This is a genomic window from Lentilitoribacter sp. Alg239-R112, assembly GCF_900537175.1.
In the GTDB taxonomy this organism is placed as follows: Bacteria; Pseudomonadota; Alphaproteobacteria; order Rhizobiales; family Rhizobiaceae; genus Lentilitoribacter.
In genome coordinates this window covers 1,413,859-1,438,115 of record NZ_LS999833.1, presented here as the reverse complement: position 1 = coordinate 1,438,115, position 24,257 = coordinate 1,413,859, and the positions used below count along the sequence as shown (strand labels likewise).

Here is a 24,257-nt window from a genome sequence, read left to right as displayed (position 1 = left end):
GCTTGTTATTCGATGAAAGAAATATCTGCCTTTGAGGCCAAAATTAAATCGATTAAAGCCCTTTGTTCTTCATTCAATTGGACAGAACGGGGATATTGGGGCTGATTTCGATCATTGAGTATGGGTGTATGAAAATTTTCAGTTGTGGCCATAAATTCATGAATGCCATCTGATCCATAAACATCATGAAAGCCTTGCAAAACTGCGTCGAGATAAGAATGAAGGAGAGGTGGACGTCCGTCTTCGAGTGTCTTGTTTTCGATTGCCTCATAGACATAAAAACTATGCGAAGATGCGTCAAACAGGTTTTCAAACGCTAATTCTTTGGTGTTAATGGTACGGCGATGATAATTATGTTCTCGGGCGTCAACCAGCGGCAAATTTTCGGCCCAATCAAATACTACAACACCTTTGGTGCTTTTGCTTTGATTAGGTCTAACGGTTAAAAGTGAAACACTTTGACCATCAAAATCATCTCCAGACGGGGTATCCCACATCCTTTGCCATCCTTTTAATGTTGCGGGAATGGTGGCGATATATTCTGTGCGAAGTGTATTTTTATTAACAAGTGAGCCATAGCCAAAATAGCCAACGATCGGGCCTTGTTTAGCTTTCTTGTGCAAAATATCGATGAGCTGCTCAGTCATGGTCTGGCCAGTCAATGTTCTTGTCTAATGGTTTCAGATATTGTTGTGCACCTGCAGCAGCCAGTGCAGATTCAAATGTTTGGCAATATACTTCAATTTTTTTGCCGACAATCCCAACATCGCCATTGACGATGTCACGCGCTGCACAATAATCAAGCGTATTGTTATCTTTTGCGAAATCAGAAAGCTTACATTCTCGAAACCACCCGTCGATCATGCCAGAAAAGGCAATATGGGCAGATATGACTGGGTCTAGTGCGAGATCATAATTTTCCGCCAGATTGATATCAATTTCAAATTTTTTACCAATTCTTTCTTGGGCTGCGACGTAGTTTCGGCGGTGAGTAAGCTGGATATCTCCTCCGCCTACCGGATGTTTCCCGCTTTCGTCTTTCTCCCAATAGCGTTGCTTGACCCAGGATAAACGGCCTTCATTATACGCTTTCTCTAACAATTGTGCTGATTGTTCACGATTGATGGCAAATGCCTCTAAAACCGGCACCATTTTGCCGCCAGTTTCATGATATATCTGACCTAATGCCGCCGCCAGAAAGTTTACAGGATGCTTGGCGGCATACCATTTCGCCCAGACATCGAGTTTCGTATTTAATCCAGATTTTTGCTCAGATGAGATCCCATCAGCAAAAAGAGTTGCTTGATTTTCTGCCAGATATTGAAAGAAAACCTTACGATCCATCAGTGACTAGACCCGTTCACCATTTTTGATTCTATAGCTCGGGGAATACATTGTGACAAGTTCTTCAGATGCTGAGGGATGGACCGCCATTGTGCGATCAAAATCGTCTTTTGTGCATCCTGCTTTTAGCGTTATGCCTAAGACTTGAACAAGTTCACCAGCGTCGGGGCCCAGAATATGCGCACCCAGTACCTTGCGATCAGCGGAGTTGACCACTAATTTGACCATCATCTTATCCTGGCGCTCTGTCAGCGTATGACGCATAGGGCGGAATTGAGCCTTGTAAACCTCAATCTCCGAGAATGCTTTTGCCGCTTCTTCTTCGCTCATTCCAACCGTTCCGATCTCCGGCTGTGAGAACACGGCAGTGGGGATGAGTTCATGATCTGGTGATATTGGATTATCTTTATAAACCGTTTCCAGAAAACACATAGCTTCGTGGATGGCTACAGGTGTAAGCTGAACCTTATCAGTCACGTCTCCTAATGCGTATATATTATCGATATTTGTCTTTGAGTATTCATCAATAATAATTGCGCCGCGTGAACTTACCTCTACTCCAGCCTTTTCGAGACCAAGACCATCGGTATTTGCAATTCGGCCCAATGCAAGCATGACTTGGCTGTATTCAGCATTATTTCCAGCTTTTGTAGTAACCGATAATTTGCCATCAGCGTTTTTCTCAACCTTCGAAATTGTATCGGAAAATTGGATATCAATACCTTTTGTAATCATCGCTTCTTGCAGGTTTGACCGAAGGTCCTTGTCAAAACGAGATAGGATTTCGTTACCACGATAAATCAGCGTCGTTCTGACACCCAAGCCGTGGAAAATATTGGCAAATTCGACCGCAATATATCCACCACCTGCTATCAAAATAGATTCCGGCAATTGTTCCAAATGAAATGCTTCATTGGACGAAATACAATGTTCATGACCTTCCAAGTCACTCATCGGGTTTGGTCGACCGCCGGTTGCAACCAGAATTTTTTCAGCCGTAACGGTTTCACCAGTTGCAGTAAGGCAAATTGTATGTTGATCAACCAATTCCGCACGGCTTTTGAACATCTTGGCACCGTTTCCATCAAGGCCCTTTTGGTAAAGGCCTTCCAAACGTTCAATCTCTTTGTCTTTGTTAGCAATCAAAGTATTCCAGTCAAACTTTGTTTCGCCTACGCTCCAACCGTAGCCGGTCGCATCTTCGAAATGCTCAGGAAATGAAGAAGCATACACAAACAATTTTTTAGGAACGCAGCCTCGGATGACGCAAGTGCCACCAAATCGATATTCTTCAGCAACACCAACACGTTTTCCCATTGCCGCAGCTAATCGTCCTGCACGAACGCCGCCGGAGCCGCCACCAATTACAAAAAGATCAAAATCGTATGCAGCCATGAAGTCACTCCGTCATTAAACCATTATTTGGCATATGGTATTTCGGAAGAGAAATACCAGTATAATTTGAATTATTTATTCAGCTTTTGGGGCGGCATCACCTTCAGCCGGAGTTTCAGGTTTCACATCTGCAGCTTTTGTAAGTTTTTCCTTCAGTGCAACGTTCGCAGCTGCACTAAGGTCTCGGCTGATACCTCCAGCCCAAATTTCAGCAGCTCGCAAAAGTTCACGTCCGGCACTAGGTGCAGATTGGAGAAGTTTTTTACCAGCTTCGGTGTTATAAAATGCTGCGATTTCAGTCAGCTCCGCCAGAGAGAATTTTTTCGCATAAATCATTGCTGCTTCTTCTTCCAAGGCTGAGCGTCGACCGGCAATTTTGATGGCTTCTTCATCCACAGTGAGTGATATTTCATCGGAAAAATTCGGGTTTGCCTGTATTAGGCTGGCTTTAAGCCGTTCAGACGTTGCTGGCAAAATATCATCAAAACTTGCAGTAACTTTGAGAGCACCTATTGCCTGGCGAGCCACTTTCAAGTGATCGGCAGAAATATCTTGCGCAAATGTTGAGTTTATTGGTGACAAAGCCAAGATTAAGCCTGTTCCGAATGCGATTTTACGAAATTGACGTTGAATGCTCATACTATTACGCTCCAAATTCTAATTATTTTTTTCAATGACATTGACGCCATTTGTTCCAGCAACCAGCGCTGTGGTGGCCATATCGATAAATAAACCATTCTCTACAACACCGGGAACTTTATTCAAAGCATCACAAAGTCGCTTTGCATCATAAATAAGGCTAAAAGATGCGTCCAATATAAAATGTCCGCCGTCGGTTACAAATGTAGTTTGATCGCTATTTTTGCGAAGTTCAATTGGACCACTTAATTCCATGACTTTAGCAAGATTTTCTATAGCAATGGTCGTTGACGCTAAACCAAAAGGAACAACTTCTATCGGAAGTGGGAATGCTCCCAGTGTTTCAACTGTTTTAGATGTGTCCGCAATGACAATCATCTTAGAAGAGGCTCCTGCAACAATTTTTTCTCGCAATAATGCGCCACCGCCGCCTTTGATGAGTTGGAGTTTGTGATCAAGTTCGTCAGCACCGTCAATTGTCAAATCGAGTTGTGGTAGATCTTCTAACGTATAGGTTTTGATCCCAACTTCATTGCATAATTTTTGTGTGCGCTCAGATGTCGGTACTGCTTGAATATCGAGACCTTGTTGAACTTTTTCACCCAATAATTTGGTAAACTCATCAGCCGTCGATCCAGTGCCTACGCCAAGGCGCATGCCTGATTTGACATAGTCAAGCGCTGCATTTGCTGCCGATATTTTGAGTTGGAGAGCATCCATATTTTACGCCTTTATTTGTAATTCTGCCCGCTGTTACCACGGATGATATGTTGCTCGCAAAGTATTTTCCTTTAGTAAGGGCTTATCTACAAAAAAATACACTTGATTCTAATTGTAAGAAGGCGACTAAAGTGGATGATATATTAATTGTATTTGATCTTGATGGCACGCTTATAGATACGTCGCATGACTTGCTGGATAGTTTGAATTTTTGTCTAAGTACTATCGATCTTGAACCTGTTGAATATGGTCAACTTTCCGTACTCGTTGGGCAGGGTGCCAAAGCTATGTTGACACGCGCATTTGATATTCGAAGCAAGTCGGTTTCTGACAGTGAATTGAATGAATTTTTTGAGCTGTTTGTTTCTCACTATGGAAAGAATATGCCTGGAAAATCGCGGGCCTATGATGGGTTAGATGAAGCGCTTGAACGATTGCAGATAGACGGTGTACGATTCGCTATATGTACGAATAAACATGAAAGTCTTGCTCGATTACTAATGGAAAAATTAGGAATGTCTGATCAGTTTGTTGCGCTAACGGGAGGAAACAGCTTTTCATTTCGCAAACCTGATGGAAGACATATTCTTGAAACAATCAAGCTGGCTAATGGAAAGCCTGATCGCACGATTATGATTGGTGATTCAATCAATGACATAGCCGCGGCAAAGGACGCCGGTATTCCATCTATCGGTGTGCCATTTGGTTTTTCTGATGTACCAATCGCAGATTTGAAACCTGACGGTATTATATCTCACTATGATGAGCTGACATATCAACTCATCATAGAATTACTCAATAAATAACGAGCTTTAAGAAGCAGTTCTTGACTTGATTGTTGTTGCAAATGCTTTCTGTAAGGCTTTGTCACGGCCGTAAACATCATCAAAATATTCAATGGCTCCAGCGTCATTTGGCCAAGCTGTGAAATAAGAGACATGCACCGGGATTGGTTTATCGACAAAAACAGTTTTATTTTTCCGAGGTGCGATATGACCTTCAATCGAATTGAGATCAGTCCCTAATACTGCTGCAGCCATTGCTCTTGGGTCTTGTAAGCGTACACACCCGTGACTGAATGCACGCGTATCACGACCGAATAGCTTTTTCGCAGGCGTGTCATGCATGTATATGGCATGGGCATTTGGGAAGAGTATCTTTAATTCTCCCAAAGCATTTTTTCGACCAGGAGGCTGGCGAACACCAACAGCTCTGGTTGAATTCAAACTATACCAGTCAATTGAGCTTGATGAAGACCTACGTCCATTATAGCTAACTTCATAGCCGAGACGATCAAGATAAGATGGGTCCGCACGAAGTTTAGGCAGCATCTCATTTGTGATGATTGATTGCGGCACACCCCAATATGGATTGAATTCGACTTTCTCGATTTCATCGTCAAAGAAGTTTGTTTGGTTTGATTTTTTCCCAACCACAACACGCATAGAGAGTTTTGACTTATTATTTTCATAATAAGTTACATTATATGCTGGTTGATTAATGAAGACGCGCCGATCTGCCAGCTTGCCTGGTAGCCAACGAGCGCGTTCCATCGCCAGTTTGACTTTTTCTATCTTAACAGCATTGGAATCTTCAACCATCGCTCGAATGGTTTTTCTGCCGATAATACCATCATCAGAAAGGTTGTTTTCTTTCTGGAAAGCTTTGACCAATGTAACAAGCTCCGGTGTGTAAAGATCATCACCGCGATAGGTATTTAGCTCAAAAGCGTAATTCGTTTTTAGTTCTTCTGAACCTTTCAAGCGAATGCTGGCAACAATGTTTCTCATCTCAGGGCTTGATTTCCCCGGTTTAAGAAATGTATCAGGAGCGATTGTGATGCGTTCTTTTTCTTCTGCACCTAGAAGTTCAGCCAGTTCAGACTTTAGCGCCAAGAAATGCTCACCGGACGGGTTGAAACTATGTAAAAACTCTGTCGGATTGTCAGAAAGTGCGGCTTTAAATAATGCTTTATCCAAATCCAGCTTTTTACGCTTGAAATCGTGGTAACCAGAAATCTTTTTCGGGCTGATTAAACCACGGCTTGCATCAACCATATAAGTCAAAATGGCAGCGGATAACTCCATTTCAAAACGCATGTAGTCCGACCAGGCACTTTCGCCCGTAGCGAGTACGGCGGCATTAGGCAGATCGACCGTATAATTTTCATTAGGTAGACCGACCATATAAGCTTCTTGGAGGGCTTTATGAAGCGCTAAGGCTTGTTTTGTTGGGCCATTTTCATTCACCCAGCGATAACTCGGGCTGCTCGAATAATGTGTTACCAGTGCCTCAGAAACTTCTGGTAATGTTTTGAGGTTCAAAGAAGACAAGGTCTCAAATCCAAGAGCAAAAGGATCAGTCTTTGCTGTTGAATTAGCTTGTGCTGTTGTTGCGATATTTTCGTTATGGGAAACTGCAGACGTCGTTACGGGATCTACAATTTGATCAAGCTTTGCTGTTACTAATTTATCAGCAATGTAGGTCTTATATCTTGCTCCTCTAATTCTTGGAGCAGGTTTCTTGGGTTGCTGACGGAGGGCTTCCTCTCGGCGTTTCTTTTCAGCTTGACGGCGTTTTCTTGCATTTACACCGAATAATGCATTCAAAAAGTTATTTTCCGCCGCCGCAGGCTGCACAAGTTGCACTATTGGCAAAGGCGAAACTTCTATTATTGTAAAAGCAGTAAGCAGAATAACAGCGTTTTTCGTGAACTTCCGGGTCAATTTTGCAACCTTCCTCTGTAAATTGTCGAGCTATCCATAGCTTAACATGTGATTCATTGGAAGAACCTATCTCCTAGATTGATCAAAATTTTAGAACATGAGACGAACTTCTTATTGTGAAGTTTGGGTTTTTTGACTAGATGAAACACAAATAACCAAGTTTGGATTATGCGTGTTGTCGCTTCCAACCCATTTAAGAGGATTTCTTTATGTCAAATACGAGGTCAGAGTCAGATAGTTTCGGAGTTCTTGAAGTGCCTGCGGATAAATATTGGGGCGCTCAAACACAACGATCTTTAATTAATTTCCCAATTGGTTGGGAAAAACAACCGGTAGCCATTGTTAGAGCTTTGGGCGTTATCAAAAAAGCGTGCGCGCAAGCAAATATTGAGCTTGGTTCCCTTGAACCAGAAATTGGTAATGCGATTGTGAGTGCTGCGGGTGAAGTTGTCGACGGCAAGCTTGATGATCATTTTCCGCTTGTCGTTTGGCAAACGGGTTCAGGGACGCAGTCAAATATGAATGCGAATGAGGTTATTGCAAACCGCGCTATTGAAATGCTGGGTGGTGAAATCGGTTCTAAGTCTCCTGTTCATCCTAATGACCATTGTAATATGGGGCAATCATCTAATGATACATTCCCTACGGCTATGCATATCGCGATTGCTACTATGGCGCGAGACGTCCTGTTGCCGGGTTTGAAAAAATTTCATGATGCACTTTCAGAAAAAGCAAAATCATTTGAGAACATAATCAAAATTGGTCGTACTCATACTCAAGATGCAACACCAATTACACTTGGTCAGGAATTCTCAGGTTATGCATTTCAAATAGAGCAGGGCATTGCGCGTGTTGAGCAGGCTTTGAAGAACATTTATGCGCTCGCTCAGGGTGGAACAGCCGTAGGTACTGGTCTTAACACAAAGAAGGGTTGGGCTGAAAAAGTAGCTGCCAACATGGCAGAAATAAGCGGTTTGCCTTTTTATACAGCTCCAAATAAGTTTGAAGCACTCGCAGCGCATGATGCTTTGGTCGAGATATCTGGTGCGCTTAAAACCGTCGCTGCTAGTGCGTTTAAGATTGCCAATGATATACGGTTGTTGGGTTCTGGTCCACGCTGTGGTTTGGGTGAACTTATTCTACCTGAAAATGAGCCTGGTTCTTCTATTATGCCGGGAAAAGTAAATCCAACTCAGTGTGAAGCTCTTACTCAAGTTTGTGCTCATGTTATGGGAAATGATGCAGCTGTTGGCTTTGCAGGTTCTCAAGGGCATTTCGAGCTAAATGTTTATAAACCGATGATGGCATATAATGTGCTGCAATCGATGCAACTTTTAGGCGACGCTTCCGTCAGCTTTGTGGATAAGTGTGTCGCTGGCATTCGCCCTGATGAGGATAAGATCAGCAAGTTGATGTGGGAAAGCTTAATGTTGGTAACGGCACTCGCGCCTGAGATTGGTTATGACAATGCAACGAAAGTTGCAAAGACGGCTCATAAAAATGGAACTACCCTGAAAGAGGAAGCTATTGGTCTTGGGTTTGTAGATGAAGAAACCTTTGATAAAGTTGTTAGACCTGAGCAAATGCTGGGCCCTAAATAAGTTGGGTTAAGATACTTTCTATTTCTTTGGATCAGGCGCTTGTTATTATGAGCGCCTTTTTTTTTGAAAATTGGGTTTGAGTTAACAGTTCGCCAATACTTTCCGATTATTTTTAACATATGTGTTATCTGTCTGCTTTCATTTGGTGGCCAGAATTAAGTTAAAATGGGGTGTTTCCTAAATGAATACAGCGTCAATAGTAGTTGCAACGATGCATAAACGAGGTATCTCCGGATTACCAAGAAACTATGAGCTTGTTTATGAAGCGCTGAATAAAAGCAATACCACGCTTACGAGGGAATTTGCAGCACTTGGCAGTCAGCCGTCTCAGGGTGATCTTGATGCTGTTGGCAAAAAATATTTCTCTCATCACCACCATGGCGGGGTTGTCGATTCTGCTCAAGAGAAAATTTCCGGCGAACTTGATGATCTTTTGGGTAAGTTGAATAAAGAAAATACAACTTTGCAGGATTATACGCAGGTTCTGGGTGATAATGCCAATAAACTTAATCACATGTCTGAAAATCCACGTAACAAGGATATCTTGTCCGTTACGGAAGAATTAGCTCAAGCTACTGGTGATAAGATTGAAAACAGTAAAGCAATCATTGATCGGGTATTGGAAGCTACAAAGGAACTAGCACAAGTTAAAGAACAGCTAGATGAATACAAATCAATTGCAAATACGGATCCATTGACACAGCTACCTAATCGACGAGCATTCGATGAAGCAATGTCAATGGTTTATGATAGCAATATCTCCATTTCGACAAGTGCACTGATTTTGCTTGATATCGATCATTTCAAGAGCTTCAATGATACACATGGGCATCCGATCGGTGATCGTGTCTTGGGCGTTGTCGCAAGAGCCATGAGTACAGAGTTACGTGATGATTCATTGATTGCCAGAACCGGCGGTGAAGAGTTCGGGATCGTTGTGTCAAATACCTCTGCGGGCAAGGTGGAGCTTATTGCGGAACGAATACGTCTCGCCGTTGAAAAGACATCACTCAAGGACCGAAAGTCTGGCGCGGACTATGGTCAAATTACCATTTCTCTTGGTGTATGCATGGCATCGGAATGTAATAATTCTGAGCATCTCTATGGTGCTGCTGATGAAGCGCTCTATCTCTCCAAAAATAAGGGCAGGAACCAAGTTCAGGTTTATGACCCTGAGCGGATGAAAAAGACCAACGGCAATCGCGCAATGTACAAGTAGTAAATCAAACTTCCTAAAATCAAAAAAACACCGTTCGGGAAATTGAACGGTTTTTTTATTTATAGTGACGATGAATTTTATTCTCTGAAATCATGTACCATGTGATAGATAGGTATTACTTCAGATTTACAGCATCTGTATTTTGTAGAAATACTGGGCCGACGATACGTATATTCTTACTATCCGATTGGGCGGGATTTGTATCTTGATTTACAGCTACAAATGCATCTAGATCTTGATCGTTCAGGTTACCTTCAAGATTGGAAATCGTTTCAGGATCCTCGCCGGGATCTTGTTTTGTTGCTGGAATCACAGACGTGATATTTTCAATTTCTTTTGATGATTTTTCGCCATTGCCGTTCAATAAAGCTTCACGTCTGTTCATCTCTGCATAGAAAGCGGCCATATTGCATGAGCAGGTTTGTGTACTGCCGGGTGCCTTTGTCCTGTAAATGAAAGCGTATTCTTTATCTGCATAAGGGGTTTGGTCACGATATGAAATCATGTCCTGGCTTTCCTCATCGTAAGAGCGATGAAAAAAGAGATTTGTTTCAGTTCCCGGGCACATTAGTTTACAGGCTAGCTCGTCTCTCTCAAATGACTGAGGTGATGTATTTGATGATATTGGAAAGAAAAACCCGTCACAGGTTCTAACACACATGGTCCGGTAGTTGCCTGGTTTTCTACTGGAATTTGATAGTGTGACAACTTTACTTTTCAGCCTATGTCCACCGCTTTTTCCAATAATTTTTACACCGTTTTCTTCTCGATGTGGTTGCTTTTGCGCATTAACATTGATGACTGAGGAATTTCCGTAACAGTTATTGGCAGATAGCTTTGATTTTATCCTCGCAATTCTAGCTTTAGATTTAGCACTTGATAAATTGGAGCGCTTTTTATCGAGTTGATTCAAATTTGCCTGCATACGTTTTTGTGCATCTGTTAGTTTTTTGCAGGCAGCCGCATTGTTGCCAGAGCTACATTTATATCGTTGAAGGTCACCTTTGACCTTCGCTATCATTTTGGTTTGTTGTTTTATCGCGTTACTGTAGCGCTTAACTGCCTTACTGTTTGTGCCTACTTTTGAAGCTTTTGTGAGTTGCGCCTTAAGTACCTCACATGATTGAGCATGTGCACCTTGAGGTGCAACTATAGTCAGCATAGCAACTGATAAACTTGGCAATATAAATCGGCGCATAAACGCATCTCAATCTATTGGAATTATGACTTAGTTTAAAACTATAGTTCTAATAGATTATTATTATGTTATTACAGAATTCAACATTACCCATTATTTGGGTAGGTTATGAGCCGCTAGATGCTTCGACCACTGATAATGCTGCCATGTTAACAACGCCCCTGGATGTTACAGACGGTGATAAAACATGCGCAGGCATAGCGCCGCCCAGCAATATAGGACCTACATGGAGCGCATCAAGCATGGTTTTAGCGACGCCAAGTGTGATGTTTGCAGCATCAATATTTGGAAATACAAGTAGATTGGCTTCTCCTGTTAGCTTACTATTGGGCATAGCTCGTTTTCGTAAAACTTCTGAGATTGCAGAATCACTTTGCATCTCGCCATCAATTTCTAGATCTGGCGCAATTTCGTTTAATATACGAGTTGCCTTACGCATTTTAAGTGCCGTTGGCGTGTCGTGTGCCCCAAAGCTAGAATGAGAAACGAGCGCTACTTTTGGAACAATACCAAACCGCTTAATCTCTTCAGCGGCAAGAAGTGTCATTTCCACAAGTTCCTCCGCGCATGGATCATAGGTTACATAAGTGTCGGTTAGAAATGTAGCACCACGTTCAGAAATGAGCAGACTTAGAGTTGATAAATCAGTAATACCTTCCTTCTTGCCAATAATCTGACTTACGTGTTTGAGGTGGCTTTTGTATCGCCCTTCAATGCCACAAATAAGCGCATCAGCATCACCGCGCTTGACCGCAAGCGCGCCGATAACTGTCATATTTGTTCTAACAATGGTGCTTGCCGCTTCTGGGTTGACGCCTTTTCGTCCCACTAGCGAAAAATATTCGTCAACATAATCACGGAAACGGCTATCATTTTCAGGATTAACAATTTCCAACTCGTTTTCCATATCGATCCTCAACCCATACCGTCTTAAGCGCAGCTCAATGATATTTGGTCGACCAATGAGAATAGGTTTTGCGACTTTCTCCTCAATAAGGATTTGGGCAGCGCGCAATACCCGTTCATCTTCGCCTTCTGCAAAAATTACGCGATTGTTTTTCGATGCTTTAGCTGCAGCAAACACAGGTTTCATGACAAAACCGGACCGGAAGACAAAGCGGTTGAGTTTATCCAAATAGGCTTCCATATCCTCAATCGGCCTTAGTGCAACACCGCTATTTGCTGCCGCTTTCGCAACGGCTGGTGCTATGCGTAGAATTAGGCGTTGATCGAAAGGTGAGGGGATGAGGTAGTTCGGACCAAATGTTGGCGTTTCGCCTGAATAGGCTTGCGCGGCCAATTCGGACGGTTCTTCTCGCGCAAGTTCTGCAATTGCTTTTACTGCTGCAATTTTCATCTCTTCATTAATCGTGCTTGCACCACAGTCCAAGGCACCACGAAAAATGTACGGAAAACATAATACATTGTTGACCTGGTTAGGAAAATCAGAACGACCCGTGCATATCATAGCATCTTCGCGCGCATCTCTCGCCTCTTCTGGCATGATCTCGGGCGTAGGATTGGCAAGAGCAAGAATGAGTGGCTGAGGGGCCATTTTTGCAAGAAGTTCTTTTTTTAAGACACCTGCCGCTGACAGACCAAGAAAGACATCAGCATCTCCGATGGATTGATCCAGAGTTCTATTGTCGGACTTTTGAGAATATACGGATTTCCAGCGATCCATTTGCGAGGTGCGCCCTTCATAGACAAGACCTTCAATATCATGAACCCAAATGTTCTCACGCTTCGCCCCCATTGAAACGAGAAGGTTTAAGCACGCCAACGCCGCAGCACCAGCTCCAGACGTCACGATCTTGACATCTTCCAATTGTTTTCCGGCAAGTTCTATGCCGTTAAGCACAGCGGCGGCTACGATGATGGCGGTGCCGTGCTGATCATCATGAAATACAGGAATATCCATAATTTCTCGAAGCTGTTCTTCTACTTCAAAACATTCCGGTGCTTTGATATCTTCAAGATTTATGCCGCCAAATGTTGGTTCTAACGCGGAAATAACAGAAACCATTCTATCGACTTCCATTGCATCGACTTCGATGTCGAACACATCAATATTTGCGAATTTTTTGAAGAGTACGGCTTTGCCCTCCATAACGGGTTTGGAGGCGAGGGGACCAATGGCGCCTAATCCTAAAACAGCGGTTCCATTTGATACAACTCCGACTAAGTTTCCTCGTGCTGTATATAATGATGCTGCATTTGGGTCTTTGCTGATTTCTCTGCAGGGTGCTGCAACACCGGGCGAATAAGCCAAAGCTAAGTCGCGCTGGTTGCCGAGTGGTTTTGTGGCGCGGATTTCCAGTTTGCCTGGGGTTTGATAATTGTGGTAAAATAAGGCCTGTTTATCAAGATCATCTGTTTCTTGTTGTTTGGATTTGCCGCTATTTTCCATATTACCTAATTCCACTTCTTTGGCACGTTGGCCGAGTTTTATTTCTAGTCCGCCGAATCGTATGTTTGCATGAGAACAAGATCGAATGACGAATTTATTCGTAAGTTTAAACTTATTAAACCCCACTTTTCGATTTAATTGAACTTAATTCAGTGACATGGCTGTGATGGCAGGTTAAATAACTGAAATGACGGATGCGATGAATGCCAAAATGAGCCATGCCACTTTCGAACTAGAGCGGTCAGCAACGAGCACTTTTGTGCATTTGTTCGGTGATTGGCGCCATCATGGTGTTGATGAAATATGTATGGTGTTTCCGGATTTACCAAATAGTTTTGGTGAAACAGAAGTCATATTGGACGCTAAAAATATATCGGAGTTTGATACTGCTGGCGCCTGGCTTATTAGGAAGTTCGAAAAAACTTGCGCTGACAAATTTCTGAAACTTGATTTTGTGAATGTTAGTGCGGGAATGCAAAGTTTATTGGCGGAAATTCCAACATGTGATGAATTGGAAAATGAACCAAAAGAAGACCATTCTCTTGGGCTTGTTCACGGTTTTTTAAGGCGAACGGGCATTGGTGCAGAAGCGCTTTTAGGCGATATTAAGATGGGCCTTAATATACTGGGGGCCATGATTTATGGTCCGCAGCTGAAAGCTGGACGCAAACAAAACTCTTCAATTGCGCCAATCATCCACCAGATGGATCAAATTGGCGTTCGCGCCGTTCCCATCGTCATTTTAATGTCTCTTGCGATTGGCGCGATTGTATCGCAACAAACAGCATTTCAACTGCGAGCGTTTGGCGCGGATGTCTTTGCGGCTGATCTTGTTAGTGTGCTGCAGTTGCGTGAGATGGGGGTTTTGATTACCTCGATAATGATAGCAGGCCGCTCTGGGAGCGCGATTACGGCTGAGATTGGCTCGATGAAGATGCGTGAGGAGGTGGATGCGCTCACGGTTATGGGGTTAAACCCAATTGGCGTCTTGGTTTTCCCAAGGATGATCGCGCTAATTCTCACGCTCCCACTGCTAACAATTGTAGCCAATTTTACCGCGTTGACAGCTGCTGCTGTTGTTCTTTATTTTTATTCAGATGTCCCGCCGAATGTGTTCCTGGAACGTATGAAAGCCTTTATTGATTACACGACAATTACATCCGGTATGATTAAAACACCTTTTATGGCCATCATTATTGGTGTTGTTGCCGCAGTTGAAGGCCTTAAAGTTGAAGGTAGTGCCGAATCTTTGGGTAAGCGTGTGACAGCATCGGTTGTTAAAGCAATTTTCCTTGTCATCGTTATTGATGGTATATTTGCTATTTTTTACGCTGCGATTGATTTTTAGGGCAGGGATGGAAGGGCCAGGATTGAGTATGAATAGTCAGTCACCTCATAAAGAATTAATCCTGTCCGCAAGAGATATCTGTGTTGCGTTTGGTGATCATGTGGTTCTCGACCATCTTGATTTGAGTGTATACCGAGGTGAAATTCTAGGCTTTGTTGGCGCATCAGGTACCGGCAAATCAGTTCTTATGCGGTCGATTTTAAAACTTTTACCTCGGCAAAAAGGTATCGTTAAAATTTTTGACAAGGATTACGATGATATAACTGAGGCCGAACGTCTTGCGATTGATATGAGGATGGGCGTTCTATTCCAACACGGTGCGTTGTTTTCTTCACTGACAGTCAAAGAAAACATTCAGGTCCCAATGCGCGAATATCTTAATTTGCCACAGGATATAATGGACGAATTGGCTCGTGTAAAAATTGATATGGTTGGTTTGGCCAAAAACGCTGCGGATAAATATCCGTCGGAGCTTTCAGGTGGCATGATAAAGCGTGCAGCTCTCGCTCGTGCATTGGCACTTGATCCTGATATCGTATTTCTTGATGAGCCGACATCGGGGCTTGATCCAATTGGTGCTGCTGAGTTTGATGAGTTGATTGCTAAACTCCGAGATACTTTGGGGTTAACCGTTTATATGGTGACGCATGATCTTGATAGTTTATTTTCAGTGTGTGACAGAATTGCCGTTCTGGGCGAAAAAAAAGTTCTCGTAGAAGGTAATATCGATATGATGCTGGCATTTGATGATGAATGGGTGCAATCGTATTTTAAAGGGAAACGTGCGCGTACTATTTCGCGCTGAGAGGTAACTGCTTTAAATGGAAACGAAAGCTAATTACACCATTGTTGGCTTGTTTGCGATTATAGTGACTTTCGCAGCATTTGGCTTTATCTATTGGTATGCAGAACTGTCTCAGACGGGCAACTTTGCAAAAGTGATTGTGCGAGTTCCCGGCTCTGCAGCGGGTCTTAACGTAGGCTCACCAGTTCGGTTTAATGGGATACCTGTGGGGCAGGTGAAATCAGTCCAGATTGATTTTCAACGTCCGAAATATGTAGTTGCAATTGCTGAAGTTTCCGTCGATATGCCGATGAATGATACGACTGTTTTTAAATTGGAGTCTCAAGGTCTAACAGGCGCTTCGCTATTTGAAGTTTCGACGCCCACGGGTTCGGGTACTGACATGCTACGCAAAGCATTCGAAACAGATGTTCCTATAGAAATTGAGGCGCAAACATCTGGCATAGCGGGTCTGATTGAAAATGCCGAAACGATTATGGTTCGTGCGAACAGTATTTTAGGTGAGGTCGAGGGTTTTGTTAAAGATGCTCAAGCCCCTATTACCAATACGCTTAAAAATGCGGAAGCTTTTTCAGAGGCTATTGCGAAAAATTCGGAAGGAATCGATCAGTTTCTTGCAAGTGTTACAGGACTTACTGCAACTGTTCAAACGCTTTCGCTTAAACTAGAAACGACTTTAAACTCTGCCGATAGGTTGATTACGGCAATTGAGCCTAAGAAGATAAATAATACTCTTTCTAATTTCGAAACATTAAGTGCAAATGCGACCCAATCTCTTGCAAAGATTGATGCTTTGATCAGTGAAGTTGAGCCGGGACAAATAGATTCAACAATAAAGAATGTGGCGCGGGCAAGTGCAGATGCAAAAGAGGCACTCAACCAGGCGAAGATTGTTATTAGCGGGATTGGCGAAAGTACTGGTGAAATCAACCAAATGATTACCGACGTGAGTAGCACTGCAAAGCAACTTAACAAAGCAACGGCTAAGGTTGATACCTTGCTAGCGGAAGTTAAGCCGGAACAAATCAGCAATACAATGAATAATATTACAGTTGCGAGTAATGATGCAAAGGTGGCTCTATCTGAAGCACGAAAAATTGCAGAGAGTATTGGTGGAAAGACCAGCGAGATTGAGGATCTGATTTCAAACGTTAATATAACGGCCAAGAAGTTGAGTGATGCAACAGAAAAAGTTGATACCCTTCTAGCGGAAGTAGACCCCACTCTAGTTAAGCAAACAGTTGCAGATATCTCTGCTGCGGGCGCAGATGCGAAACAAACGCTTGCAGATGCTAAAGAAATTGTGGGTACCGTGGGTGAGAGGTCGGAGGATATAGATCAGATGATCACCGATGTATCGGAATTAGCGGGTCGTTTAAACGGTGCGTCCGCGCGTATTGATGGTGTTTTAGCAAAGCTTGACGGTTTTCTTGGAGATAATGATTCCGGCAGTCTTATCGCGGATGCACAAGAGACTTTGAAATCATTTAAAGATGTTGCGGATAACCTTAACAAGCGTATTGGACCTATTGCTGGAAATCTGGAGCGATTTACTGGTTCTGGACTTAAAGATATAGAGGCGCTAGTGACAGAAGCAAGACGATCAATTTCGCGCATTGAAAGAAGTGTGAGTTCTATTGAGCGCGACCCGCAAAGGTTGTTATTTGGCGGGGAAAGTGTGAAACAGTTTGATGGTCGCACGCGGCGCTAATGTATAATTTGGCTATCATCTTTATTTGATTAAGGCTGTGGTTTATGGTTAATGAAACTTTAATGAAATTTGATGAGAGCGTCCGTCTTTATGTTGCGTAAAATTTTAGCTCTAACCACCTGTTTGGCTCTGAGTGGTTGCATTGGCGGCGGAAATGCTTCGATACCTGATACATTTACGTTGGCTCATAATGGTGAGATTTCAACGCCGGGCGTTCGTAGCAGGCGACAAATTCTTATTACCGAACCTTCGGCGCTTAAAACCTTAGACAGTGAACAAATCCTGGTACGTACATCTCCGTCTGCTGTGCAGTACTTATCAAAAGCACAGTGGAATGACAGATTACCAAAAGTGTTTCAGGTTAAGCTTGCTCGCGCTTTCGAAAATTCCGGAAGGCTTAGTGGTGTAGGTTTGCCAGGTGAGGGGCTTGCAATTGATTATCAGGTTGTAACATCACTACGTTCATTTGAGGTTGTGGCAAGTAGTCCGCGAGTTGCGGTTGCCGAAGTCTCCGTTAAGATTTTGAATGACCGGAACGGCACTGTGCGTGCGCAGAAGGTGTTCCGACAAATTACGAACGTCGTTGGAAATAGCAATGAAGCTTACGTAGACTCGCTAAACTCGGCTTCGTCACAAGTGATCTCAGATATTGTTACGTGGTCACTTAAATATGTTAGATAAAGCAGATTAGATGACAAGTTTAAGATAAAGAAAAAGCGGCTCCATTTGGAAGCCGCTTTTTTAAATTCATATTGGATCTAAGCTTATTTCAGACGACCACTTGCGTGCGCCAGCATTGTATAAACTTTCCCGGTGTCCGATGTCAGGTAGCTTTGGCCAATCACATTACTTGGATCATTTTTTGATACATCGGACAAAAGCTTCTCGAAGTCTGCCATATAGCGATCAACAGCCTTTTTGAATTCTGGTTCTCTTGCATATTTGGCCTGAATATCATCAAAGGTCTTCTGGCCTTTAATGGTGTACAGGCGGCGGGTAAATATGTCTCTCTCACCGCGTTGATATCTCTGCCAAAGTTCGACAGATGCATCGTGATCGATCGCTCTGGCAATATCTACCGAAAGAGAATTTAGCGATTCGACAACATGCTGTGGTTTACGCTGATTTTGGTTTATCGGGCTAGCCTGATCTTGTGATTTTTCTTGCGTATCCGCACCCCGAATAAGATCGCGAACCCAGCCACTATTGTTCTCTTGACGTTTATTACCAATGGTTGGCTCTGTCGGTGGTGTGGATATAGTTGGAGTTGGAGATGTGAAATTACTTACATGCTCTGATTGCTCTAGCTCTGGTAATTCGACGGGTTCTCTAACCGATTGAAGCCGTGCACTATCTGTTGGTGCTTTTGCGACAGGAGCAGATTTACGGGGGGCAGCTGTTTCAACACTGGCATCACTGCGCCGCGTTGTTTTACTGACCAAGGTAGATAATTCCTGCAATGCATCAATTTGTTGGGCTACTGCATTGCGCATTGCAGCAGCGCTTTCACGCGTTTCTTCAGGCAGGTCAAATGCACCGCGTTTCAGTTCTTCCCGAGTTGCGTTCAATTCCTGGCGAATGTTTGTCGCAGAATTTCGGATCTCGTCGGTTGCGCTTGAGAAGCGACCAACAGCCTCCTCAATTGCGTCGCGTAACGTATCCTTAAGTGTTAGTGCAATACTTGCCGAACGTTGTTCGGTTTGGCTAATTAAGCCTTCCACTTCCGTCACTGATGCATGTAGTTCAGTGTTTAAATTGGAGGCAGCGCTCTGCGATAGGTTTGTTGCTTGCGTAAATGCACCTTCAATAATCGATGTCAATGAGCGCATATTTCGCTCAACTTCTTCTGACCTGACAAGCAAACCGTCAGATAATGTTTCTAGCGCTTGTTTACGCTCATCCATAGTCGAATTCAGGCGGTTCTGCGCGTCACCGAGTAGGTGGGTTGCAGATGAAAGGACAAGAGAATGTTTCTCAAAGTGGTCGGATATATCTCCGATTTGTGCGAGTGTTTCAGATGAAACGCGATCCAGGTTGCCAATATTGTTAGATAATATATTGGAAGATGTCGAAATGACATCGGCAGCTTTACTCGTGCTCTCAGAGAGATTTTCAGATGTTTCGCTTAAACGTCTGTCCATGAGAGTAACATTTGCATTTGCGCGTTGGACAACGTCGGCGATTGTCGAGCTGCTTTTATCCATTTTATCGACGAGTAAAGCTACGTTTTCAGATAAATTAACTTCCACACCTCTAACAGCACTTAGTGTTTCACTGCTGCGAATAGTTATCGCATCAATTAGAGCTTCATTTTCATTTTTTATAAGGTCAGCATTTGAACGTATAACGTTTCGAATTTCATCTGACGCATTTTGAGTTCGTTCATTGAGCGCATCAGCTGCGTTTTGTGTAGTTTGGGAAATTTCATTTGTAACATATTGCGTAGTTTGCGAAATTTTATCCGTCACATCTTGTGTGGTTTGTACAAGTGTTTCTGCCGCGCTATGTGTCGATTTAGATATTTCGCCCGTAACATTTTGAGTTGTTTGTGTTAGGGCATTGGCTGCGCTTTTTGCTGTTTGGGATATTTCGTTTCTCACATGCTGTGTCGTCTGCGAGATTTTATCGGTCGCATCTTGTGTTGTTTGAGTAAGTGCTTCGGCCGCATTTTGTGTCGTTTGAGAGATTTGGTCTGATAGCGGTTTAAGCTTATCTTCCATAAGGTTGGTTAGTTCATTCGTATTTTCTGTGAGAGTTTTGCCGATATCATTGGATATTGATGATATTTCACTCAAGCGAGATGCTTCGGAGGACAATGCATCGACATTCGTTGACATGTGGCTTGCATGAGCGGTGAGTTTTTCATCTAAATCAGAGGAGAAGTTATTGATGTTATGCCCAATTTTTGATGAATGCTCAACCAGTGCTTCATTTAGCGTTTCACTGATTTGATCATTCGTCTTTTGGAAGTTATCACCAAATTCACCGCTCACTTCTCTGAGGCCGGCTTGCGCTTTTGCAGCTTCCGCAGAAAGTTGCCCAGTTGCTTCTGTCACACTCTTAGTAAGTGAACTTGCAAGTGCAGATGCCTGATTGCCCAGAGTTTGTGAGACGCGATCTAAACCATCTGAAAGCGTTGTATTCAAAATGCCAAACCGTTTTTCAACATGTTCGGTCTTGTCATCAAATGCCGCCTCGATCGTTTCGATCGCAGATTTTGTTTTGTCAGCGACGCTGTTAGCGTGGTCTTCAACTCTTGTAAGTGAATTGTCGACAGCTTCGGAAATGACTTCAACTGAGTTCTTGGAAATAGATGAAATCGTGTCGGCCTTTTCTTCAAGGGTTCTGGTTTTCTGATCCAGCAGCTCTCCGAGTTTTTCCTCATTGTTCATCAATGTGACCGAGATTTTGCTAGCCTCTTTGTCAAGAGCACCAGCTAGCGTATCCGTCATTGTGCTCATTGCTTTGGTGATCAGGCCAGCGCCTTCGTTGGCGACATTTTCAATGGCATTTGTACGTTCTACTAACGTATTTTCCAGTTCGGCAATATTTCTTGAAGCGATATTATGGAGATCGTCAGCACGAGTTTGCAAAGCCCCATCGAGCTTTGTCATATTTTCGTGTGTGATTTTCTCCATCGCCTCTGATCGCAACTGGATAGATTGATCGAGTTTTTCGACGCCTTCAGTCGTTATACTTTCAAGAGTTTCCATGTTTTTCTGCATGGAGTCATTCAGGTGTTCGACTGTCAAAGTCGTAATCTTTTCAAGCTTGTCAGAACGGTCTTTGAATGTATCCTCAATTTTGGATATATTTTCCGTTGCGACCTGTTCAAGCGTACTTGTCTGGCTCTGCAACGACTGACTGATATTCTCAGTTCCTCGATTTATAGTCTCGCCAAGAGCAATGTTTGTAGAGGTAAGTGTTTCATTTAAATCGACAAGACTGCGCGTCATATCCGCAGTGATCTGATTCGTTTGATTCTGAATAGCTGCTGAACCTGTATCTAGGGTTTCCGTCAAACTATCCACACCAGAGGAGATGGCCATATCAACTGCCATATTTGTTGCAGCAAGACTATCGTCTATTCGGTTGACCGCGCTCTCTGCTAAACTGCTGAGATTATCCGCATGACCGACAAGTTTATCTACACCACTTGTCATAATCGTTGATAGGTGTTGGTTACCTGTAAGTAGGGCCTCGTTTACTTGTGATATGTTGCCCTTCACGGCATCATTCAGTGTTTTTGTTCTGGCATCCAATGTTTCCGCTAAGCGCTCTATATTGTTAGAGAAATTTGCATTAACATCGGCGCTTGCGGCCATCATTTGTTCGCTAATTAGACCGGCACGCAAGTCAAAGTCCATGATCGCTTCTTCAGAGCTGCTGGTTAGCGTCTGCTTGAAAGCAATGCCTTTTTCATCTAGCGCTGCATTCATTGAGCCAATGACATCGTCCATTCCCTGAGTTAGTGCTTGTTGACCAACAGTCAGTGTTTCTGAGATTTCAATGTTCTTTGCAGATAGTGCTTCATTCAATTGCTCAGTTCGTCGTGTAAGCGCACCTGTTAGTTTCTCCGCAGTTGTGTCTAGAGTATTCACACGTGTTTCAAAATCACTCAGTAAGCTCTTGCTGTTTAAGACGAACTGCGAATTAATCATGTTCAGGCGGCTGTCAATTTCGCCCGTAATTAAATTGCCAGATTCACGCAGGTTATTGAGCAAATCATCAGAGTTCTGTGTGAACAGTGATTGAATTGAATGTGAAATTTCGGTGGTACGATCCTGCAAAGTCGCAGAATGAGTGTCCATTAATTGTGCTACGGTTTCACCAGATAACGCGATACGCATGGCAATTTCTTCACCTGCGTTGCCAAGTTCATCTTTCAATTCATCTCTTGCGCCAAGGATAGATGATCTTAAGCGTTCGGCATGTGAGATTACAGAGTCTCGCTCTCCGCTCAATTCATCGACAATACCTCTCACTCGAATTTCATTCTCAGTGTAGCTTCGTTCCAGAGCATTCACTTCGGAGTGAACTATTGTTTCAAGTTCCGATGCTCTAGCAATAGTTCGCTCAATGCCTTCATTCATGGCGGTTACTTCGCGTCGAATTGCACGTCCAACAGTCGCTAGTTTCTCAGAATTACGCGCTTCAGGTTCGGCTAATCGGATGGCAACTTCCGTCATAGCTCTAGCTGCAATACGATACTCGCGCGAACGCGTTACCATGACGGCAAAAGAGAAGAACACAAAGATCGGTGCTAAGAAAGCGAGCGTGAGGCCAATTATAACCGGGTTGCTTGCAATATCTTTCAGACTTGTGAATTGTCCGAGTTCATCTCCCCATATAAGAAATACACATGCGGCAACTCCGAGCAGCCAAATTGTTGATAGGAAACTAGCAACAGTATAAGCAGACCCTGATACTTTTTGATCAAGTATTGCAAGCAGGCCGGAAGAGCTGAAGTCTGAATCATTGGCCGCATCTAAGAGTGTTGATTGAGATGCTGAACTTTTTTCATTTTCGTTTGGTTTGCCAATTTCCTGATCCAGGTAAGTACGATCGACATCTTCATGCAGATCAGAGGAAATGGCCAATTCTCTGGCCGCACTCGATACTTGTTGTTCAAGATCCTCAAAAGATTTCTCATCCAGTGAGAAATTTGAATCTTTAATATCATCAGAAATAGTTGAAGAACTATCAGAATTATTACCAGCGGGCTTCTTTGCCATACTGCCATTACCTCTTTTATATCTGGATTTGTGTGACCAAACGAAATTGTAGGCAATTAATTAGGCCTATTTATGTCGTAAGGTACCGTCCCGATATCTTAACAAAATACTAATTTATAAAACGTTTTGCCATATTTACAGCCAATTAACAATTGGACTGGGCGAAAGGTTAACAGGCAAAAAGCACTCCGTATGGCAACCTGTGGAAAGGTGGAGGCTTAAGTCCCTGCAAAACAAGCGTTAATTGCCTGTTAACCATAATGCCAAAAATGTAAATGGTAAATTGTCGTATTTAACGAAATTGCCCCATTCTTATGTTCCAATTTTATTACGGACAATGGGATTGCGGTGATGAAGATGAAATTGAATGAAATAGTTTTAGAGGCGCCTGACTTTGGTGGTGGTCGCGTAGCTGAGGATAGACCAATAAATATGGCTGAATTGTCAGATAAAACTTCTAGTGATGTAATTGTGCTAGATGAAGTTTTGAAGAATTTTTCGGTACGGTTGCGTAAAGATATGCTGGAAATCGCTATGAATACAGGGAAGAGACGTGCACGGTTTGTTGAAGAGCTAAAACTCGCTGCAGAAGATGTCTGCGCCTCGGATCTTGTTGTAAAAGCATCGGCATTTCTTTCCAATCCAAAAGATGCAGGAAAACTTGCTAAACTGACGCAATCTATGGTCTCTACATCGATATTTCTGGCTTCCATTCGTCGAGTTTAGTCGTTTTTACTAGCCTAGAACTGGGTGCGCGGTTATTTCTGCTTGCACTCTCAATTTGATTATGATTGTTGTTTCCGAGCAATTAGATAGATGTTTGGAACTTCATGGCTAAAATCACTTATATAACTCACGATGGTAATGAACACAGTGTAGATGCTGACAACGGCACTACAGTGATGGAAAATGCTGTTCGCAATTCTATTCCTGGTATTGAGGCAGAATGTGGAGGCGCTTGTGCATGCGCCACCTGCCATATCTATATTGATAAGGATTGGGCAGAGGTTGTTGGAAAACCCGAGGCGATTGAAGAAGATATGCTTGATTTCGCGTACGAGATGAAGCCTGAATCACGATTGTCATGCCAAGTCACGGTTAGCGATAAACTTGATGGGTTGGTTGTTCGTATTCCAGAAAAACAAGCATAAATCTCTCAAAAAAAACCTCACCACTATGTGGTGAGGTGAATTGGGCGCCGCGTAGGAAGCGTGGGAGGAACGCGCAATACGCATTCGTGCGCCGGGAGTACCTTTCGAATCAATCGCTTAACTTAATGTTAGTCGTAGCTGACACTGATAGGTTGCGCCATTATCAATTTTAATGGGTTGGAAATGGTATATTTTAGTTAAAACACGAAATAATAGCATATTGTGTCGGTTTTACGGCTCTATGGGCTAGTTTAA

At 43.1% G+C, this 24,257-nt stretch carries 18 protein-coding genes; 9 read left to right on the top strand and 9 right to left on the bottom strand.

The genetic code is table 11. The features are described from left to right. Positions 1-5 precede the first annotated feature (5 nt). From G3W54_RS07340 to rpiA, 5 genes are all read right to left on the bottom strand, one after another. On the bottom strand, positions 6-647 hold the full coding sequence (locus tag G3W54_RS07340; RefSeq protein ID WP_162652436.1) for a gamma-glutamylcyclotransferase family protein: 642 nt from the start codon (positions 645-647) through the stop codon (positions 6-8). Further along, a complete protein-coding gene (locus tag G3W54_RS07335) occupies positions 640-1,344 on the bottom strand; it encodes a hypothetical protein (protein WP_162652435.1) in 705 nt (234 codons plus the stop codon). Before G3W54_RS07335 ends, G3W54_RS07340 begins: the two co-directional genes overlap by 8 nt. A 6-nt stretch (positions 1,345-1,350) precedes the next feature. Continuing rightward, a complete protein-coding gene (gene gor, locus G3W54_RS07330) occupies positions 1,351-2,739 on the bottom strand; it encodes a glutathione-disulfide reductase (RefSeq protein ID WP_162652434.1) in 1,389 nt (462 codons plus the stop codon). Positions 2,740-2,814: 75 nt separating this feature from the next. Beyond that, complete coding sequence (locus G3W54_RS07325) at positions 2,815-3,378, bottom strand: DUF2059 domain-containing protein (protein ID WP_162652433.1); 564 nt, start codon at positions 3,376-3,378, stop codon at positions 2,815-2,817. An 18-nt stretch (positions 3,379-3,396) separates the two neighbouring features. Then, the gene (rpiA, locus tag G3W54_RS07320) at positions 3,397-4,098 is read right to left on the bottom strand and encodes a ribose-5-phosphate isomerase RpiA (RefSeq protein ID WP_162652432.1); all 702 of its coding nucleotides are present in this window, start codon (positions 4,096-4,098) and stop codon (positions 3,397-3,399) included. Positions 4,099-4,229: 131 nt separating this feature from the next. On the opposite strand from rpiA, the gene G3W54_RS07315 reads away from it, so the two are divergent. Continuing rightward, entirely contained in the window at positions 4,230-4,904 is a 675-nt protein-coding gene (locus G3W54_RS07315; RefSeq protein WP_244627852.1) for an HAD family hydrolase, read from the top strand. Between the two features lie 6 nt (positions 4,905-4,910). Here G3W54_RS07315 and G3W54_RS07310 read toward each other — a convergent pair whose 3' ends face one another. Next, positions 4,911-6,824 carry a L,D-transpeptidase family protein gene (locus tag G3W54_RS07310; RefSeq protein ID WP_162652430.1) on the bottom strand — a complete coding sequence of 638 codons (1,914 nt, stop codon included), beginning with the start codon at positions 6,822-6,824 and terminating at the stop codon, positions 4,911-4,913. 209 nt (positions 6,825-7,033) lie between these two features. On the opposite strand from G3W54_RS07310, the gene fumC reads away from it, so the two are divergent. Continuing rightward, positions 7,034-8,425, top strand: coding sequence for a class II fumarate hydratase (fumC, locus tag G3W54_RS07305; RefSeq protein WP_162652429.1), 1,392 nt, complete (start codon positions 7,034-7,036; stop codon positions 8,423-8,425). Between the two features lie 181 nt (positions 8,426-8,606). Next, positions 8,607-9,644: a GGDEF domain-containing protein gene (locus tag G3W54_RS07300; protein WP_162652428.1), complete on the top strand. Its 1,038-nt coding sequence runs from the start codon at positions 8,607-8,609 to the stop codon at positions 9,642-9,644. A 115-nt stretch (positions 9,645-9,759) separates the two neighbouring features. On the opposite strand, the gene G3W54_RS07295 is transcribed toward G3W54_RS07300, so the two are convergent. After that, entirely contained in the window at positions 9,760-10,842 is a 1,083-nt protein-coding gene (locus tag G3W54_RS07295; protein WP_162652427.1) for a DUF2865 domain-containing protein, read from the bottom strand. 106 nt (positions 10,843-10,948) lie between these two features. Next, positions 10,949-13,252 (bottom strand): NADP-dependent malic enzyme, encoded by a 2,304-nt coding sequence (locus tag G3W54_RS07290; protein ID WP_162652426.1) that lies wholly within the window; start codon positions 13,250-13,252, stop codon positions 10,949-10,951. Between the two features lie 187 nt (positions 13,253-13,439). Between G3W54_RS07290 and G3W54_RS07285 the strand changes: the two genes are divergently transcribed. From G3W54_RS07285 to G3W54_RS07270, 4 genes are all read left to right on the top strand, one after another. Beyond that, the gene (locus G3W54_RS07285; RefSeq protein ID WP_162652425.1) at positions 13,440-14,600 is read left to right on the top strand and encodes an ABC transporter permease; all 1,161 of its coding nucleotides are present in this window, start codon (positions 13,440-13,442) and stop codon (positions 14,598-14,600) included. 28 nt (positions 14,601-14,628) lie between these two features. Further along, positions 14,629-15,405 carry an ATP-binding cassette domain-containing protein gene (locus tag G3W54_RS07280; RefSeq protein ID WP_244627851.1) on the top strand — a complete coding sequence of 259 codons (777 nt, stop codon included), beginning with the start codon at positions 14,629-14,631 and terminating at the stop codon, positions 15,403-15,405. Positions 15,406-15,421: 16 nt separating this feature from the next. Then, a complete protein-coding gene (locus G3W54_RS07275) occupies positions 15,422-17,116 on the top strand; it encodes an MlaD family protein (RefSeq protein ID WP_162652423.1) in 1,695 nt (564 codons plus the stop codon). Positions 17,117-17,188: 72 nt separating this feature from the next. Then, positions 17,189-17,797 (top strand): ABC-type transport auxiliary lipoprotein family protein, encoded by a 609-nt coding sequence (locus G3W54_RS07270; protein ID WP_162652422.1) that lies wholly within the window; start codon positions 17,189-17,191, stop codon positions 17,795-17,797. Positions 17,798-17,880: 83 nt separating this feature from the next. Here the strand turns inward: G3W54_RS07270 and G3W54_RS07265 are convergent, their stop codons facing one another. Further along, positions 17,881-22,851 carry a hypothetical protein gene (locus tag G3W54_RS07265; RefSeq protein WP_162652421.1) on the bottom strand — a complete coding sequence of 1,657 codons (4,971 nt, stop codon included), beginning with the start codon at positions 22,849-22,851 and terminating at the stop codon, positions 17,881-17,883. A 351-nt stretch (positions 22,852-23,202) separates the two neighbouring features. On the opposite strand from G3W54_RS07265, the gene G3W54_RS07260 reads away from it, so the two are divergent. Together G3W54_RS07260 and G3W54_RS07255 are read left to right on the top strand one after the other, a co-directional pair. Next, positions 23,203-23,577, top strand: coding sequence for a hypothetical protein (locus G3W54_RS07260; RefSeq protein ID WP_162652420.1), 375 nt, complete (start codon positions 23,203-23,205; stop codon positions 23,575-23,577). A 104-nt stretch (positions 23,578-23,681) separates the two neighbouring features. Continuing rightward, a complete protein-coding gene (locus G3W54_RS07255) occupies positions 23,682-24,002 on the top strand; it encodes a 2Fe-2S iron-sulfur cluster-binding protein (protein ID WP_162652419.1) in 321 nt (106 codons plus the stop codon). The last annotated feature ends 255 nt before the right edge of the window (positions 24,003-24,257 follow it).

What these genes read in the sequence shown, in the direction of transcription:
- G3W54_RS07340 (WP_162652436.1), bottom strand. Translation starts at nt 647, where the DNA reads ATGACTGAGCAGCTCATCGATATTTTGCACAAGAAAGCTAAACAAGGC.
- G3W54_RS07335 (WP_162652435.1), bottom strand. Translation starts at nt 1,344, where the DNA reads ATGGATCGTAAGGTTTTCTTTCAATATCTGGCAGAAAATCAAGCAACT.
- gor (WP_162652434.1), bottom strand. Translation starts at nt 2,739, where the DNA reads ATGGCTGCATACGATTTTGATCTTTTTGTAATTGGTGGCGGCTCCGGC.
- G3W54_RS07325 (WP_162652433.1), bottom strand. Translation starts at nt 3,378, where the DNA reads ATGAGCATTCAACGTCAATTTCGTAAAATCGCATTCGGAACAGGCTTA.
- rpiA (WP_162652432.1), bottom strand. Translation starts at nt 4,098, where the DNA reads ATGGATGCTCTCCAACTCAAAATATCGGCAGCAAATGCAGCGCTTGAC.
- fumC (WP_162652429.1), top strand. Translation starts at nt 7,034, where the DNA reads ATGTCAAATACGAGGTCAGAGTCAGATAGTTTCGGAGTTCTTGAAGTG.
- G3W54_RS07300 (WP_162652428.1), top strand. Translation starts at nt 8,607, where the DNA reads ATGAATACAGCGTCAATAGTAGTTGCAACGATGCATAAACGAGGTATC.
- G3W54_RS07295 (WP_162652427.1), bottom strand. Translation starts at nt 10,842, where the DNA reads ATGCGCCGATTTATATTGCCAAGTTTATCAGTTGCTATGCTGACTATA.
- G3W54_RS07290 (WP_162652426.1), bottom strand. Translation starts at nt 13,252, where the DNA reads ATGGAAAATAGCGGCAAATCCAAACAACAAGAAACAGATGATCTTGAT.
- G3W54_RS07285 (WP_162652425.1), top strand. Translation starts at nt 13,440, where the DNA reads ATGACGGATGCGATGAATGCCAAAATGAGCCATGCCACTTTCGAACTA.
- G3W54_RS07280 (WP_244627851.1), top strand. Translation starts at nt 14,629, where the DNA reads ATGAATAGTCAGTCACCTCATAAAGAATTAATCCTGTCCGCAAGAGAT.
- G3W54_RS07275 (WP_162652423.1), top strand. Translation starts at nt 15,422, where the DNA reads ATGGAAACGAAAGCTAATTACACCATTGTTGGCTTGTTTGCGATTATA.
- G3W54_RS07270 (WP_162652422.1), top strand. Translation starts at nt 17,189, where the DNA reads ATGAGAGCGTCCGTCTTTATGTTGCGTAAAATTTTAGCTCTAACCACC.
- G3W54_RS07265 (WP_162652421.1), bottom strand. Translation starts at nt 22,851, where the DNA reads ATGGCAAAGAAGCCCGCTGGTAATAATTCTGATAGTTCTTCAACTATT.
- G3W54_RS07260 (WP_162652420.1), top strand. Translation starts at nt 23,203, where the DNA reads ATGAAGATGAAATTGAATGAAATAGTTTTAGAGGCGCCTGACTTTGGT.
- G3W54_RS07255 (WP_162652419.1), top strand. Translation starts at nt 23,682, where the DNA reads ATGGCTAAAATCACTTATATAACTCACGATGGTAATGAACACAGTGTA.